Annotated in this window: 14 protein-coding genes; 5 read left to right on the forward strand and 9 right to left on the reverse strand. The window is 72.9% G+C overall.

What is annotated here, in order from left to right:
• The 3 genes from CLV28_RS08900 to CLV28_RS08910 form a co-directional block, all read right to left on the reverse strand.
• The gene (locus tag CLV28_RS08900; RefSeq protein ID WP_100423125.1) at positions 1-816 is read right to left on the reverse strand and encodes a ParA family protein; all 816 of its coding nucleotides are present in this window, start codon (positions 814-816) and stop codon (positions 1-3) included.
• A 151-nt stretch (positions 817-967) separates the two neighbouring features.
• The gene (xerD, locus tag CLV28_RS08905; RefSeq protein WP_100423126.1) at positions 968-1942 is read right to left on the reverse strand and encodes a site-specific tyrosine recombinase XerD; all 975 of its coding nucleotides are present in this window, start codon (positions 1940-1942) and stop codon (positions 968-970) included.
• Positions 1943-1986: 44 nt separating this feature from the next.
• Complete coding sequence (locus tag CLV28_RS08910) at positions 1987-2955, reverse strand: heme o synthase (RefSeq protein WP_100422912.1); 969 nt, start codon at positions 2953-2955, stop codon at positions 1987-1989.
• A gap of 399 nt (positions 2956-3354) precedes the next feature.
• Between CLV28_RS08910 and tkt the strand changes: the two genes are divergently transcribed.
• The 5 genes from tkt to pgl all read left to right on the forward strand — a co-directional run bounded on the left by tkt (position 3355) and on the right by pgl (position 10081).
• Entirely contained in the window at positions 3355-5517 is a 2163-nt protein-coding gene (gene tkt / locus CLV28_RS08915; RefSeq protein WP_100422913.1) for a transketolase, read from the forward strand.
• A gap of 104 nt (positions 5518-5621) precedes the next feature.
• On the forward strand, positions 5622-6740 hold the full coding sequence (gene tal, locus CLV28_RS08920; RefSeq protein WP_100423127.1) for a transaldolase: 1119 nt from the start codon (positions 5622-5624) through the stop codon (positions 6738-6740).
• Between the two features lie 44 nt (positions 6741-6784).
• Positions 6785-8326, forward strand: a complete 1542-nt coding sequence (gene zwf / locus CLV28_RS08925; RefSeq protein ID WP_100422914.1) for a glucose-6-phosphate dehydrogenase — start codon at positions 6785-6787, stop codon at positions 8324-8326.
• 61 nt (positions 8327-8387) lie between these two features.
• Positions 8388-9305 carry a glucose-6-phosphate dehydrogenase assembly protein OpcA gene (gene opcA / locus CLV28_RS08930; RefSeq protein ID WP_100422915.1) on the forward strand — a complete coding sequence of 306 codons (918 nt, stop codon included), beginning with the start codon at positions 8388-8390 and terminating at the stop codon, positions 9303-9305.
• Complete coding sequence (gene pgl, locus CLV28_RS08935) at positions 9302-10081, forward strand: 6-phosphogluconolactonase (RefSeq protein ID WP_100422916.1); 780 nt, start codon at positions 9302-9304, stop codon at positions 10079-10081. The genes opcA and pgl overlap by 4 nt, the downstream gene beginning before the upstream one ends.
• Before the next feature lie 200 nt (positions 10082-10281).
• Here the strand turns inward: pgl and CLV28_RS08940 are convergent, their stop codons facing one another.
• The 6 genes from CLV28_RS08940 to whiA form a co-directional block, all read right to left on the reverse strand.
• Positions 10282-10629: an RNA polymerase-binding protein RbpA gene (locus CLV28_RS08940; RefSeq protein ID WP_100422917.1), complete on the reverse strand. Its 348-nt coding sequence runs from the start codon at positions 10627-10629 to the stop codon at positions 10282-10284.
• 58 nt (positions 10630-10687) lie between these two features.
• A complete protein-coding gene (gene secG, locus CLV28_RS08945) occupies positions 10688-10930 on the reverse strand; it encodes a preprotein translocase subunit SecG (protein ID WP_100422918.1) in 243 nt (80 codons plus the stop codon).
• 157 nt (positions 10931-11087) lie between these two features.
• On the reverse strand, positions 11088-11879 hold the full coding sequence (gene tpiA / locus CLV28_RS08950; protein WP_100422919.1) for a triose-phosphate isomerase: 792 nt from the start codon (positions 11877-11879) through the stop codon (positions 11088-11090).
• Between the two features lie 53 nt (positions 11880-11932).
• The gene (locus tag CLV28_RS08955; RefSeq protein ID WP_100422920.1) at positions 11933-13132 is read right to left on the reverse strand and encodes a phosphoglycerate kinase; all 1200 of its coding nucleotides are present in this window, start codon (positions 13130-13132) and stop codon (positions 11933-11935) included.
• A gap of 105 nt (positions 13133-13237) precedes the next feature.
• Positions 13238-14242, reverse strand: coding sequence for a type I glyceraldehyde-3-phosphate dehydrogenase (gene gap / locus CLV28_RS08960; protein WP_100422921.1), 1005 nt, complete (start codon positions 14240-14242; stop codon positions 13238-13240).
• Between the two features lie 349 nt (positions 14243-14591).
• Entirely contained in the window at positions 14592-15572 is a 981-nt protein-coding gene (gene whiA / locus CLV28_RS08965) for a DNA-binding protein WhiA (RefSeq protein WP_100422922.1), read from the reverse strand.
• Positions 15573-15594 lie beyond the last annotated feature (22 nt).

The raw sequence follows: 15594 nt of genomic DNA on the forward strand, positions 1-15594 counted from the left end.
TCAGGCGACGCTGCCGCGCGAGACGAGCTCGCGCGCGAGGCGGCGGTACGACTCCGAGCCGGCGTGCGCGGGCGCGTACACGGTGATCGGCTCGGCCGCGACGGACGCGTCGGGGAACTTCACGGTGCGCGCGATGATGGTGTGCAGCAGCTGGTCGCCGAACGCCTCGTGCACGCGCGCGACGACCTCGCGCGAGTGCAGCGTGCGGGAGTCGTACATGGTCGGCAGGATACCGTCGACCTCGAGCCGCGGGTTGAGCCGGTCACGCACCTTGTCGATGGTCTCCACGAGCAGCGCGACGCCGCGCAGCGCGAAGAACTCGCACTCGAGCGGGATCAGCACGCCGTGCGCCGCGGTGAGCGCGTTGACGGTCAGCAGCCCCAGGGACGGCTGGCAGTCGACCAGGATCACGTCGTACTCGTCGGCGACGGGCCGCAGCACGCGCGAGAGCACCGACTCGCGGGCGACCTCGCCCACGAGCTGGACCTCGGCGGCCGACAGGTCGATGTTCGCGGGCAGCACGTCGAGCCCGTCGACGGCGGTGCCGACGATGATCTCCCGCACGTCGGCGTCGCGCTCCATCATGAGGTTGTAGACCGTGCGGTCCAGGCCGTGCGGGTTGACCCCGAGGCCGACGGACGCCGCGCCCTGCGGGTCGAAGTCGACGAGCAGCACGCGCCGCCCGTACTCCGCGAGCGCGGCACCCAGGTTGATCGTCGTGGTGGTCTTGCCCACGCCGCCCTTCTGGTTGCACATCGCGATGATGCGGGCGGGGCCGTGCTGCGCCAGCGGGGCCGGGACGGCGAAGTCGGGCATCGCCCGGCCCGCCGGGTCCAGGCGGACCTCGTCCGCGACGCGCACCTCGACACCCAGGGTGTCGCTCGTGATCTCGCTCGGGCTGCTCACGCTCGTCACGCTACAACAGGGCTCACGCTCCGCCTCCGGGGCGGCCCGGCGCGCCGCGGGATCAGCCGCGGGCGCGCGGGTGCGCCGACGCGTAGACCTCGCGCAGCGTGTCGGGAGTGACGAGCGTGTAGATCTGCGTCGTGGTGACCGACGCGTGGCCGAGGAGCTCCTGCACGACGCGCACGTCGGCACCGCCCGCGAGCAGGTGGGTCGCGAACGAGTGCCGCAGCGTGTGCGGGGAGATCCGGTCCGGGTCGTCGATGCCCGAGCGTCGGGCGGCCTCACGCAGCACCGCCCACGCGCTCTGCCGCGAGAGCCGCGCGCCGCGCGTGTTGAGGAACAGCGCGGGCGTGCCGGTCCCGCGCGCCGCGAGGTCGGGACGCCCGCGCACGAGGTACGCCTCGAGCGCTCGGCACGCGAACGACCCGACGGGCACGACGCGCTCCTTGCTGCCCTTGCCGAACAGCCGCACGGCGCCCCGCTCGAGGTCCAGGTCGTCGACGTCGAGGCTCACGGCCTCCGAGATCCGGGCGCCGGTCGAGTACACGAGCTCCAGGAGCGCGCCGTCGCGCAACGGCGCGGCGCCCTCGCCCTCCTTCGCGGCCGTGAGGATCATCTCGACCTCACGCGTCGAGACGGCCTTGGGCAGTCGGCGTGCCTGGGCGGGGGCGCGCACGTCCGCGGTGGGGTCGCTCGCGGCCGTGCCCTCGGCCGCGCAGAAGCGGTGGAAGCCGCGCACGGCGGCGAGCGCCCGGGCCGAGGACGCGGGCGAGAGGGCGCTGCCGCCGTCCGACCCCGAGCGCAGGGCGACGACGTAGTCGGTCACGTCCTGCTCGACGACGGCGGCGACGTCGTCCCGCCCGCCGGTCGCGAGGTAGCGCGCGTACCGCGCGAGGTCGCGGCGGTACGCGGCGAGGGTGTTGCCGGACAGCCCGCGCTCGACCGCGAGGTGCGCGAGGTATCCGTCGAGGGCGACGCGCAGCCGGGCCGGGAGCTCGTCCGCGGCGGTGTCGGGCGCAGCGGCGTCACCGGGCAGGACGTCGTCGGGCAGGACGTCGTCGTCCGGGGCGGGCGGCACGCTCAGCCGAGCAGCGGCGAGAACGGCAGGAACACGTCGACCGCGACGGCCACGAACAGCAGGGTCAGGTAGGTGATCGACGCGTGGAAGACCTTCATGGCGTGGAGCTTGCCGCGCTCGGGGTGCTCGGCGCGGCGGAGCATCGCGACGCACGCGACGAGGAACCAGGCGCCGAGGCCGAGCGCGACGACCGTGTAGACCCAGGTCATGCCGGCCAGGGGCACGAGCGCGAGCGAGCTGAGGATCATGGCGACCGTGTACGCGATCATCTCGCGGGCTACGCGCGTCGAGTCGGCGACCACGGGGAGCATCGGGACGCCCGCGGTGCGGTAGTCGGCCTTGAACTTGATCGACAGCGGCCAGTAGTGCGGCGGGGTCCAGAAGAAGATCACGGCGAACAGCGCGACCGCGCTCCAGCTCACGCCGCCGTCGACCGCGGCCCAGCCGATGAACACGGGCATGCAGCCCGCGACGCCGCCCCAGACGATGTTCTGCGACGTACGGCGCTTGAGCAGCATCGTGTAGCCGACCACGTACATCGCGATCGCGGCGAGCGTGAGCCACACCGTGGCCGCGTTGACGAGGAGGCCGAACCACACGAGCGAGGCGACGCCGAGGACGCTCGCGAACACGAGGGCCGCGGTGGGCGTGACCTCCCCCGTCACGAGCGGACGCCGCTTGGTGCGGTTCATGACCTCGTCGATGTCGCGGTCGAGGTAGCAGTTGAACACGTTCGCGGACGCCGCGGCCGCGGCCCCGCCGACGAGCGTCGCGAGCACGAGCCACAGGTCGGGCAGGCCGCCCTCGGCGAGGATCATGGTCGGCAGGGTCGTCACGAGCAGCAGCTCGATGATGCGCGGCTTGGTCAGCGCGACGTACGCACCGACCCGTCCACGCCACCCGGGAGTGCGGGTCGGGGCCGGGGACGCCGGGCCGCGCGTCCCGCTCGTGGCGGCGCCGAGGTCGTCCATCGGTGCCTGGCTCGTGGTGTGCACGCGCTGGGGGTTCCGTTCTGCGTCGGAGTTCCGGCCGGCCGGCCGGGGGCCGTACCGCGCCTGGGCGATCGACCCATCGTACGTCCGTGACCACGCCCCCGCGCCCCTCGGAGGGGTGCCCGGGGTGTGAGATCCGCCCGATCCCTCACAAACGCTCCACCCTGCGGGCACCCCCGGGCCGCAGCCGCACGGCGTGTATAGGCTGGACGTGCAACCGGCGACGACCTGCTCCCCCTGCCTCCCGAGGGCCACGACCCTCGACGAGCCCGGGCACGTGTCCTCCCCCGGACGACGCCAGAGCGTCGCCGGGCGTCGTCCGGCGGCTCCGAAGTGTGCAGACGGTCCCGGCCCCGCCCGGGACGGGAAAGAGGTTCGGTGAACGCGTTCGACCCGGCAATCTCGCCGCTGGACTGGTCCGAGCTCGACGACCAGGCGGTCAAGACCATCAAGGCTCTCGCGGCGGACGCCGTCGAGAAGGTCGGCAACGGGCACCCCGGGACCGCGATCTCCCTCGCGCCCGCCGCGTACCTGCTGTTCCAGAAGACGATGCGCCACGACCCCGCCGACCCGCACTGGGTCGGTCGTGACCGGTTCGTGCTGTCCGCGGGCCACTCGTCCCTGACGATCTACCTCCAGCTGTTCCTCGCGGGCTACGGCCTCGAGATGGAGGACATCGCCGCGCTGCGCACCTGGGGCTCGAAGACCCCCGGCCACCCGGAGTTCCGCCACACCGCGGGCGTCGAGATCACCACGGGCCCGCTCGGCCAGGGCCTGGCCTCGTCGGTCGGCTTCGCGATGGCGGCCCGCCGCGAGCGCGGTCTGCTCGACCCCGACGCCGCGCCCGGCGAGAGCCCGTTCGACCACCACGTGTACGTGATCGCGTCCGACGGCGACCTGCAGGAGGGCGTGACCTCCGAGGCGTCGTCGATCGCCGGCCACCAGCAGCTCGGCAACCTCGTCGTGATCTGGGACGACAACAAGATCTCGATCGAGGACGACACCGACATCGCGTTCACCGAGGACGTCCTCGCACGCTACGAGGCCTACGGCTGGCACACCCAGCGCGTGGACTGGACCAACGGCGGCACGGGCTACGACGAGGACGTGCACGGCCTCGCCGCGGCGCTCGACGCCGCGAAGGCCGAGACCGGCAAGCCGTCGATCATCGCCCTGCGCACGATCATCGGCTACCCGTCGCCGACCAAGCAGAACACCGGTGGCATCCACGGCTCGGCCATGGGCGCCGACGAGGTCGCGGGCCTCAAGGTCGCGCTCGGGCTCGACCCCGAGCAGTCGTTCGCGATCGCGGACGACGTCCTGGCGCACACCCGCGCGGTCGCGCAGCACCAGTCGGCGCAGCGCGAGGCGTGGGAGACCGCGTTCGCCGCGTGGAAGACCGCGACGCCCGCCGGCGCGGCGCTGCTCGAGCGGCTCACGGCGCACGAGCTGCCCGAGGGCTGGACCGACTCCCTGCCCGTGTTCGAGGCCAGCGCCAAGGGCGTGGCCACGCGCGCGGCGTCCGGCAAGGTGCTCACCGCGCTCGCCGACACCCTGCCCGAGCTCTGGGGCGGCTCGGCCGACCTCGCCGGGTCGAACAACACCACGATGGACGGCGAGCCGTCGTTCGTCCCGGTCGAGCACGCGACCAAGAAGTTCCCGGGCCACGAGTACGGGCGCACGCTGCACTTCGGGATCCGCGAGCACGCGATGGGCTCGATCCTCAACGGGATCGTGCTGCACGGCCTCACGCGCCCGTACGGCGGCACGTTCCTGCAGTTCTCCGACTACATGCGCGCCTCGGTCCGGCTCGCCGCGCTCATGGAGATCCCGTCGACGTTCGTGTGGACGCACGACTCGATCGGCCTCGGCGAGGACGGCCCGACGCACCAGCCGATCGAGCACCTGGCGGCGCTGCGCGCGATCCCGGGCCTCGACGTCGTGCGCCCCGCCGACGCCAACGAGACCGCGTGGGCGTGGCGCACGATCCTCGAGAACACCGCGAACCCCGCGGGCCTGATCCTCACGCGCCAGAACGTGCCCACGTTCGAGCGGGCGGACGCCGCGGCCGACGCCGCCGGGTTCGCGCGGGGCGCCTACGTGCTCCGCGACACCGAGGGCACGCCCGACGTCGTGCTCGTCGGCACGGGCTCCGAGGTCCAGCTCGCGGTCGAGGCGAGCGAGGCCCTCGCCGCCGACGGGATCGCCGCGCGCGTCGTGTCGATGCCGTGCCGCGAGTGGTTCGACGCCCAGGACGCCGGGTACCGCGAGCAGGTGCTGCCCGCCGCGGTGCGCGCCCGCGTGTCCGTCGAGGCGGGCATCCGCCAGGGCTGGCACGAGATCGTCGGCGACGCCGGCCGCACCGTGAGCATCGAGCACTACGGCGCGTCGGCCGACGCCGAGACGCTCTACCGCGAGTTCGGCATCACGGCCGAGGCCGTCGCCGACGCCGCACGCGCGTCGATCGCCGCGGCCCGCGAGGGCGTCGCGCCCGGCGCGTCCGCGCAGCCCTCGCAGGGCGGCACGGCCGACCAGGCCTGAGGCTAGACCCGGGGGCGGGCGGAGTCCCGCCCCCGGGACCGCCGGGCGGCCACCGCCTGCCCGACGGCATGCACACGCAGATCCGCACCGAGGGAAGGCGCAGCATGACCGAGAGCACGAACACCCGTCCGACCCGCGCGCTGAGCGACGCGGGCGTCTCCATCTGGCTCGACGACCTGTCGCGCGAGCGGCTGCGCAGCGGCAACCTCGCCGCGCTCGTCGCCGACCGCGACGTCGTGGGCGTCACGACCAACCCGACGATCTTCGCCAAGGCGCTCGCCGAGGGCGACGCGTACGACGACCAGCTCGCCGAGCTCGCCGGCACCGACGTCGAGGCCGCGGTCGAGACGATCACCACCGACGACGTGCGCGCCGCGGCCGACGTGCTGCGTCCCGTGCACGAGGCGACCGGGGGCGTCGACGGCCGCGTGTCGATCGAGGTCGACCCGCGGCTCGCGCGCGACACCGAGGCGACCGTCGCGACCGCCGCCCGCCTGTGGTCGACCGTCGACCGCCCCAACGTCCTGATCAAGATCCCCGCGACCGTCGAGGGGCTCGACGCGATCACGCGCACCCTCGCCGCCGGGATCAGCGTCAACGTGACCCTCGTGTTCTCGCTCGAGCGCTACCGCGCCGTCATGGACGCGTTCCTCACGGGCCTCGAGCGGGCGCGCGAGGCGGGCCACGACCTCGCGCCGATCAGCTCGGTCGCGTCGTTCTTCGTCTCGCGCGTCGACAGCGCGGTCGACGCCGCGCTCGAGGAGATCGGGACCGACGAGGCGCTCGCCCTGCGCGGCACCGCGGCCCTCGCCAACGCGCGCCTCGCGTTCGAGGCGTGCGAGGAGGTCTTCGGGGGCGAGCGGTGGGCCTCGCTCGCGGCCGACGGCGCGCAGCCCCAGCGACCGCTGTGGGCCTCGACCGGCGTCAAGGACCCCGACTACCCCGACACGCTGTACGTGACCGGCCTCGTGACCGACGGCGTCGTCAACACCATGCCCGAGGCGACGCTCGAGGCCTTCGCCGATCACGGCACCCTCACGGGCGACACCGTCCGCGCCGCGTACGACGAGGCGCGCGGGACGCTCGCCGCGATCGAGGCGCTCGGCATCTCGCTCGCCGAGGTCACCGACCGGCTCGAGACCGAGGGCGTGCGCAAGTTCGAGGACAGCTGGACCGAGCTCCTCGCCACGACCACCGACGGGCTCGCCGCCGCCCGCGGCTGACGAGCACGCCCAGCAGCCCACCCCACCCGAAGGAGTACCACCCGGTGAGACCGGCCAAGATCAGCGCCGAGCAGAACCCGCTGCGCGACCCCCGCGACCTGCGGCTCCCCCGGATCGCCGGGCCCTGCGGCCTCGTGATCTTCGGGGTCACGGGCGACCTCGCACGCAAGAAGCTCATGCCCGCGGTGTACGACCTCGCGAACCGCGGCCTGCTGCCGCCGGGCTTCGCCCTGACCGGGTTCGCCCGGCGCGAGTGGGAGGACCAGGACTTCGCGAAGATCGTGCGCGACGCGGTCGAGAAGCACGCGCGCACGCCCTTCGACGAGGACACCTGGAACCAGCTCGCCGAGGGCATCCGGTTCGTGCGCGGCGAGTTCGGCGACGAGGAGGCCTTCGAGCGCCTGCGCGAGACCGTCGAGAAGCTCGACGAGGAGCGCGGCACCGGTGGCAACCACGCGTTCTACCTGTCGGTCCCGCCCTCGGCGTTCCCCGTCGTGTGCCGCCAGCTCGCCGAGTCGGGGCTCTCCCGCTCGGGCGAGGACGCGTGGCGGCGCGTCGTGATCGAGAAGCCGTTCGGGCACGACCTGACGAGCGCGCGCGAGCTCAACGACGTCGTCTCCGAGGTGTTCGACCAGGAGTCGGTGTTCCGCATCGACCACTACCTGGGCAAGGAGACCGTCCAGAACCTGCTCGCGCTGCGCTTCGCGAACCAGCTCTACGAGCCGCTGTGGAACGCGAACTACGTCGACCACGTCCAGATCACGATGGCCGAGGACATCGGCATCGGCGGGCGTGCGGGGTACTACGACGGGATCGGCGCCGCCCGCGACGTCATCCAGAACCACCTGCTGCAGCTCCTCGCGCTGACCGCGATGGAGGAGCCCGTCTCGTTCGACGCCGACGACCTGCGCGCCGAGAAGATCAAGGTGCTCAGCTCGGTCAAGCTGCCCCGCGACCTCGCGCGGCACACCTCGCGCGGCCAGTACACCGCGGGATGGCAGGGCGGCGAGGAGGTCGTGGGCTACCTCGAGGAGGAGGGCTTCGACGCCGAGTCCACGACCGAGACGTTCGCCGCGATCCGCGTCGACATCGACAACCGCCGCTGGGCGGGCGTGCCGTTCTACCTGCGCACGGGCAAGCGCCTCGGCCGCCGCGTCACGGAGATCGCCGTGGTGTTCAAGCGCGCGCCGCACCTGCCGTTCGAGTCGTCCGCGACGTCCGAGCTCGGCAAGAACGCGCTCGTGATCCGCGTCCAGCCCGACGAGGGCGTCACGATCCGGTTCGGTGCCAAGGTGCCCGGGACCGCGATGGAGGTCCGGGACGTCACGATGGACTTCGGCTACGGCCACGCGTTCACCGAGTCCTCCCCCGAGGCCTACGAGCGCCTCATCCTCGACGTCCTGCTCGGCGACCCGCCGCTCTTCCCGAGCCACGAGGAGGTCGAGCTGTCGTGGAAGATCCTCGACCCGATCACCGCGCACTGGGCGTCCAAGGGCAAGCCCGACCCGTACCGGTCCGGCACGTGGGGCCCCGAGTCCGCCGACGCGATGATGGCGCGCGACGGGCGCACCTGGCGCCGTCCGTGACCCGCCCGCCCGCCCCCGTCGCGGGGGCCACCGACGCCCGGACCCGCCGAAGGAGCCGTCCATGATCATCGACATGCCCGACACCACCACGAACGCCGTCAACAAGCGGCTCGTGAACCTGCGCGACGAGGGCGGCGCGATCGCGCTCGGGCGCGTCCTGACGCTCGTGATCCTCACCGACGAGGACTCGCTCGAGGACGCGGTCGAGGCCGCGAACAGCGCGAGCCGCGAGCACCCCTGCCGGATCGTCGTCGTCGCGCCCACCGCGACCCGCGGGTCGGCCGGGCTCGACGCGCAGATCCGCGTGGGCGGCGACGCCGGCGCGAGCGAGGTCGTCGTCCTGCGCCCCTCGGGGACGCTGCGCGAGCACACCGACACGCTCGTCATGCCCCTGCTGCTGCCCGACGCGCCGATCGTCGCCTGGTGGCCCGGGCAGGCGCCCGAGAACCCCGCCGGGGACCTCGTGGGCCGCATGGCGCACCGCCGCATCACCGACGCGGTCGCCTGCACCGGCACCCGCGAGGTGCTCGACCGGCTCGGGGAGCACCACGAGCCCGGGGACACCGACCTCGCCTGGACCCGGATCACCGTCTGGCGCGGCCTGATCGCCGCGGCGCTCGACCAGCCCCCGTACGAGCCAGTCACCTCGGTGCTCGTCGAGGGCGCGGCCGACCACCCGTCCGTCGACCTGCTCGCCGCGTGGCTCGGCCGCCAGCTGCGCTGCCCCGCGACCGTGGCCCGCGTCGACGGCGTCGAGGGCATCACGCGCGTCGAGCTCGTGCGCCGCGGCGGGTCGATCGAGCTGTCCCGCCCCGACGGGCGCACCGCGACGCTCACCGAGCCCGGCAAGCCCGTGCGGCACCTCGCGATGCCCCTGCGCACGCTCCAGGAGTGCCTGAGCGAGGAGCTGCGCCGGCTCGACCCCGACGAGGTCTTCGGCGAGGTCCTGACCAAGGGGCTCGCCGGGGTGAGCGGATGAGCGCCCGCCAGGTCGTCGTCCACCCGGACGCGTCGGTGCTCGCCCGCGCGACCGCCGCCCGGCTGCTCACCGCGATCCTCGACGCGCAGTCGCTGCGCGACCAGGTCCACGTGGTGCTCACCGGCGGCACCGTCGGGATCCGCACCCTCGCCGAGGTCGCGGACGACCCGGTCCGCGAGGCCGTCGACTGGTCGTGCGTGCACCTGTGGTGGGGCGACGAGCGGTTCCTCGCCGACGGCGACCCCGACCGCAACGAGACCCAGGCGCGCGACGCGCTGCTCGACGAGCTGCCGCTGCCCCCGCAGAACGTGCACGCGGTCCCGGCGCTCGACGACGAGGTGACGACGCCCGAGGCCGCGGCCGCGCTCTACGCCGACGAGCTCGCCCGGCACGCCGCACCCGGTGCGTCCGTGCCCACGTTCGACGTGCTGCTGCTCGGGATGGGCCCGGACGCCCACGTCGCGTCGCTGTTCCCCGGGCACCCGGCGCTCGACGTCGAGGGCGTCGCGACCGTGGGCGTGCACGGCTCCCCCAAGCCGCCGCCCCTGCGCGTCTCGCTCACGTTCGACGCGATCCGTGCCGCACGCGAGGTCTGGGTCGTCGCCGCCGGGGCGGAGAAGGCCGACGCCGTCGCCGCCGCCCTCGCGGACGCGCCCGTGCACGAGGCACCCGCGGCCGGTGCGCGCGGCGTGCAGCGCACGCTGTGGCTGATCGACGCCGCCGCCGCTCGGACCGCGGCTGCGGGATCGACGGTCCCCGCGCGCGACGTCCGCTGAGGAGGCAGGCTCACGTCGCCTGCTGACGACGCGTGCTGGCGACGCCTGACGGACGGCACCTGGCCAACGACGCGTTCTGACAAGGCCTGCTGACGAGGCCTGCCGACGACGAAGGACGCCTGCCCCTCGGGGCAGGCGTCCTTCGTCGTCGGTGCGGGCGCCGGGTCTGGTCCCAGGCCCGGCAGGCGAGCCGGTGCCGGTCAGCCGCCGCGGCGGGCGCGCAGCGCGGCGAGCGCCTCGTCGAGGATGGCCACGCCCTCCTCGTCGCTGCGACGCTCCTTCACGTACGCCAGGTGCGTCTTGTAGGGCTCGTTGCGTGCCGGGCTCGGGGGGTTCTCCCGGTCCTGGCCCGCGGGGAAGCCGCAGCGCGGGCAGTCCCACGTCTCGGGCGCCTCGATCTCGGCCTCGATCGAGAAGGCCGGCGCGGTCTCGTGACCGTTCGCGCACCAGTACGACACGACGAACCGGGGGGCTCTCTCGCCTCGTTCGGACTCCCCCAGCGGCCCCGCACCCACGCGCGAGCCACGGATCGCGTTCCCACCTGCCACGACTACTCTCCCCTTCTGAGCGTCCGGCACCGGTGCCGGACGGTTGGTGGTCCGACGGTCAGTCGAGCTTCTGGATCAGGCCCAGCAGCACGACGACGACCGCCCAGGTCACCGCGAGCGACACGGTGATGCGGTTCAGGTTGCGCTCTGCGACGCCCGAGCTGCCGACGCTGCTCGTGACACCGCCGCCGAACATGTCGGAGAGACCTCCACCCTTGCCCTTGTGCAGCAGCACCAGGAGGATGAGCAGCCCGCTGCAGATGACCAGCAGCACGTTGAGGATGATGCTTAGCACGTCCACGACTTGTACGACCTCTTGTTCAGTGACCCGCGTCGTGCGGGCCGAGCGGTGGTGAGCCGTGTCACGGCTCGTGGGACAGGGTAGGCGACGAACCGCCCCGGAGGCGAACACGCCTCCGGGGCGGTGGACAGGGTCCCTGCGACCGACGTCGCGTCGGTCAGGCGCCCGCGTGCTCGGTGAAGCGAGCGATCTTCGCGAACTCCTCCGCGTCGAGGCTCGCGCCGCCGACGAGCGCGCCGTCGACGTCGGGCTGCGCCATGATCGCGGCGACGTTCCCGGACTTGACCGAGCCGCCGTACAGCACGCGCACGCCGTCGGCGAGAGGCGCGTCGTAGAGCTCGCCGAGGCGGGCACGGATCGCGCCGCAGACCTCCTGCGCGTCCTCGGGCGTGGCGACCTCGCCGGTGCCGATGGCCCACACGGGCTCGTAGGCGATGACGATCTGCGCGGCCTGCTCGGCCGGCAGGCCCTCGAGCGCGCCGTCGACCTGCGCGAGCGTGTGCGGCACCTGCTCGCCGGCCTTGCGCACGTCGAGGCCCTCGCCGACGCACAGGATCGGCACGATGCCGTGCGCGAAGGCGGACTTGATCTTGGCGTTGACGATCGCCTCGTCCTCGTGGTGGTACTCGCGGCGCTCCGAGTGGCCCACGGCCACGTAGGTCACGCCGAGCTTGGCGAGCATGACGGGCGAGATCTCGCCCGTGTACGCGCCCGACTCGTGCGCCGAGACGTCCTGCGCGCCGTAGCGGATGTCGAGCTTGTCGGCGTCGACGAGGGTCTGCACGCTGCGCAGGTCCGTGAACGGCGGGAGCACCGCGACCTCGACGGCCGAGAAGTCGTGCTTGGCGTCCTTGAGCGACCACGCGAGCTTCTGCACGAGGTGCGTCGCCTGGTGGTGGTCCTGGTTCATCTTCCAGTTGCCCGCCATGAGCGGGGTACGGTCGGCCACGAGGGCCTCCTCACGTTGTGATGGGTGGGCGCGGGGCGCCCGGTGGACGGGTCTCAGTCCTGCAGGACCGCGAGGCCCGGGAGCTCCTTGCCCTCGAGCAGCTCGAGGCTCGCGCCGCCGCCCGTCGAGATGTGGCTGAAGCCGGCCTCGTCGAAGCCGAGCAGACGCACCGCGGCGGCCGAGTCGCCGCCGCCGACGATCGTGAAGCCGCCAGCGGCCGTCGAGTCGACGAGCCCCTGCGCGACCGCGCGCGTGCCCGCGGCGAACGCGTCGAACTCGAACACGCCCATCGGGCCGTTCCAGACGACGGTCCGGGCGTCCACGATCGCGCGCGCGAACGCCGCGCCCGAGTCGGGGCCGATGTCGAGGCCCATGGTGCCCTCGGGGATCGCGTCGGCCGCGACGACCTCGTGGTCGGCGTCCTTCGCGAAGGCCGACGCCGCGACGATGTCGGTCGGCAGGACGATCTCGACGCCCTTCTCGGCCGCGGTCGCGAGGTAGCCCTTGACCGTGTCGATCTGGTCGGCCTCGAGCAGCGACGAGCCGACGGCGTGGCCCTGCGCGGCGAGGAACGTGAAGACCATCCCGCCGCCCACGAGCACCTTGTCGGCCTTCTCGAGCAGGTTGGCGATGACGCCGAGCTTGTCGGAGACCTTCGAGCCGCCGAGCACGACGACGTAGGGCCGCTCCGGGTCGGTGGTCGCGCGCGAGAGCGCGTCGACCTCCTTGAGCACGAGCGCGCCGGCCGCGGCCGGGAGGATCTGCGCGACGTCGTACACCGACGCCTGCTTGCGGTGCACGACGCCGAACCCGTCGGAGACGAACGCGTCGGCCAGCGAGGCGAGCTCGCCCGCGAGCTCGGCGCGCTCGGCGTCGACCTTGGACGTCTCGCGCGCGTCGAAGCGCACGTTCTCGAGCAGGGCCACGTGACCGTCCTCGAGCCCGGCGACGGTCGCGCGGGCCGACTCGCCCACGAGGTCGTCCGCGAGAGTCACGGGGGCGCCCAGGAGCTCACCGAGGCGCTCGGCGACGGGAGCGAGCGAGTACTTGGCGTCCGGCACGCCCTTGGGGCGGCCCAGGTGCGCCGTGACGACGACCTTCGCGCCGGCCTCGACCAGACGCGTGAGCGTCGGGAGCGCGGCACGGATGCGACCGTCGTCGGTGATGGTGGTCCCGTCGAGCGGGACGTTGAAGTCGGAGCGGACCAGTACGCGCTTGCCGCGCAGGTCGCCGAGGTCGTCGATCGTCTTCATCTCATGCTCTCCCGTGTCGTGACATGGCAGCGTCCGCGTGCGCGCCGCCCCCGCAGGGGCGTGCGCGCACGCGGACGCAAGGGTCTCAACCGTCCTGAGGGACGATCAGAGCGAGTTGCCGACCTTGACGGTCAGGGCGACGAGGCTGTTCGAGTAGCCCCACTCGTTGTCGTACCAGGAGACGACCTTGACCTGGTCGCCGATCACCTTGGTGAGCTTCGAGTCGAAGATGCTCTGGTGCGGGTCCGTGACGATGTCGGACGACACGATCTCGTCGTCGACGTACGACAGGATGCCCTTGAGCGGGCCGTCGGCGGCGGCCTTGACCGCGGCGTTGACCTCCTCGACGGTGGTCTCGCGGCTCGCCGTGAAGGTGAGGTCCGTGGCCGAGCCGGTGATCGTCGGCACGCGCAGCGCGTAGCCGTCGAGCTTGCCCTTGAGCTCCGGGAGGACGAGCGCCACGGCCTTGGCCGCACCGGTCGAGGTCGGCACGATGTTCTGCGCGGCCGCACGGGCACGGCGCAGGTCCTTGTGCGGACCGTCCTGGAGGTTCTGGTCACCCGTGTAGGCGTGGATCGTGGTCATGAGGCCACGCTCGATGCCGACCGAGTCCACGAGGGCCTTCGCGAGCGGCGCGAGGCAGTTCGTGGTGCACGAGGCGTTCGAGATGATGTGGTGCGCGGCGGCGTCGTACAGGTCGTCGTTGACGCCCATGACGAAGGTCGCGTCCTCGTTCTTCGCCGGGGCGGAGATGATGACCTTCTTGGCACCGGCGTCGATGTGCGCCTTGGCCTTGCTGGCGTCCGTGAAGAAGCCGGTCGACTCGATCACGATGTCCGCGCCGAGCTCGCCCCAGGGGAGGTCGGCCGGGTTGCGCTCGGCGAGCGCCTTGATGGCCTTGCCGTCGACGATGATCGCATCGTCGTTGAACTCGACCGACTTCGGGAAGCGCCCGAGGACCGTGTCGTACTTGAGCAGGTGCGCAAGCGTCTTGTTGTCCGTGAGGTCGTTGACCCCGACGATCTCGATGTCCGCCCCCGACGCGATGATCGCGCGGAAGAAGTTGCGGCCGATACGGCCGAAGCCGTTGATGCCGACGCGGATGGTCACAGTGCCCTCCTCAGTGCGCGCCGGGTTTGCCGACGCGAACGGTTGATAACCGAACGAGTACGTACGACGGCGTACGCGATGACCGGCCGATCACACCACATCCACCGCGCGGGCGGCGACCGGTGAGCACCTCGTGGTGCTGCGCCGGAGCTCGGGAGAATGGAAGCACTCCCAGACCTGCGGGTTTGTCGACCAGATACCTGAACCCTATACCCGCAAGGCCGTGTCGTGAGACTCGGGGCCAGTGCGTGAGACGTGCGCTCCCACGTTCACGAACCCGAAATCCCGCGCACACCGAACCGTGAGGGAGCGGGGACGCGATCGTGAACGACCGCGGTGCGCGCGTGACCTACAGGTCGAGCAGGTCCGCCGAGAGCCCGGCCTCGGTGTCGGGGATCCCGAGCTCGACCGCCCGCTTGTCGGCGGTCGCGAGCAGACGCCGGATCCGGCCGGCGACGGCGTCCTTGGTCAGGGTCGGCACCGCGAGCTGGCCGAGCTCCTCGAGCGACGCCTCCTTGTGCGCGAGCCGCAGCTCGCCGGCCTCGCGCAGGTGCTCGGGGACGTCCTCGCCGAGGATCGCGAACGCCCGCTCGACGCGCGCGCCCGCCGCCACGGCGGCACGCGCCGAGCGTCGCAGGTTCGCGTCGTCGAAGTTCGCGAGCCGGTTCGCCGTGCCACGCACCTCGCGGCGCTGCCGACGCTCCTCCCAGACGACGACCGACTCGGTCGCGCCGAGCCGCGTGAGCAGCGCGTGGATCGCGTCCCCGTCGCGCACCACGACGCGGTCGACGCCGCGGACCTCGCGGGCCTTGGCCGAGATCCCGAGACGACGCGCCGCGCCGACGAGCGCGAGCGCGGCCTCCGGTCCGGGGCACGTGACCTCGAGCGCCGAGCTCCGGCCGGGCTCGGTGAGCGACCCGTGCGCGAGGAACGCCCCGCGCCACGCGGCCTCCGACTCCCCCACGCCGCCCGAGACGACCTGCGGCGGCAGCCCGCGCACCGGGCGACCCCGGGCGTCCAGGAGGCCCGTCTGCCGGGCCAGCGACTCGCCCTCGCGCACGACCCGCACGACGTACCGCGCGCTGCGTCGCAGACCACCGGCCGAGACGACGATGAGCTCGCTCGTGTGCCCGTACAGGTCCGTGATCGCGGTCCGCAGCCGACGCGCGGCGATCGCGGTGTCGAGCTCGGCCTCGATGACGATCCGGCCCGAGATGATGTGCAGGCCGCCCGAGAACCGCAGCGTCGCCGAGACCTCCGCGCGCCGGCACGACGTCTTGTCGACCTGGACCCGTGCGATCTCGTCCTTCACCTGAGCCGTCAGTGCCATGGCGACATCCTGCCACCCGGGA

This window comes from Sediminihabitans luteus (genome assembly GCF_002797595.1).
Lineage (GTDB): Bacteria > Actinomycetota > Actinomycetes > Actinomycetales > Cellulomonadaceae > Paraoerskovia > Paraoerskovia lutea.

What these genes read in the sequence shown, in the direction of transcription:
- CLV28_RS08955 (WP_100422920.1), bottom strand. Translation starts at nt 13,132, where the DNA reads ATGAAGACGATCGACGACCTCGGCGACCTGCGCGGCAAGCGCGTACTG.
- pgl (WP_100422916.1), top strand. Translation starts at nt 9,302, where the DNA reads ATGAGCGCCCGCCAGGTCGTCGTCCACCCGGACGCGTCGGTGCTCGCC.
- opcA (WP_100422915.1), top strand. Translation starts at nt 8,388, where the DNA reads ATGATCATCGACATGCCCGACACCACCACGAACGCCGTCAACAAGCGG.
- CLV28_RS08900 (WP_100423125.1), bottom strand. Translation starts at nt 816, where the DNA reads ATGCCCGACTTCGCCGTCCCGGCCCCGCTGGCGCAGCACGGCCCCGCC.
- CLV28_RS08910 (WP_100422912.1), bottom strand. Translation starts at nt 2,955, where the DNA reads ATGGACGACCTCGGCGCCGCCACGAGCGGGACGCGCGGCCCGGCGTCC.
- whiA (WP_100422922.1), bottom strand. Translation starts at nt 15,572, where the DNA reads ATGGCACTGACGGCTCAGGTGAAGGACGAGATCGCACGGGTCCAGGTC.
- tal (WP_100423127.1), top strand. Translation starts at nt 5,622, where the DNA reads ATGACCGAGAGCACGAACACCCGTCCGACCCGCGCGCTGAGCGACGCG.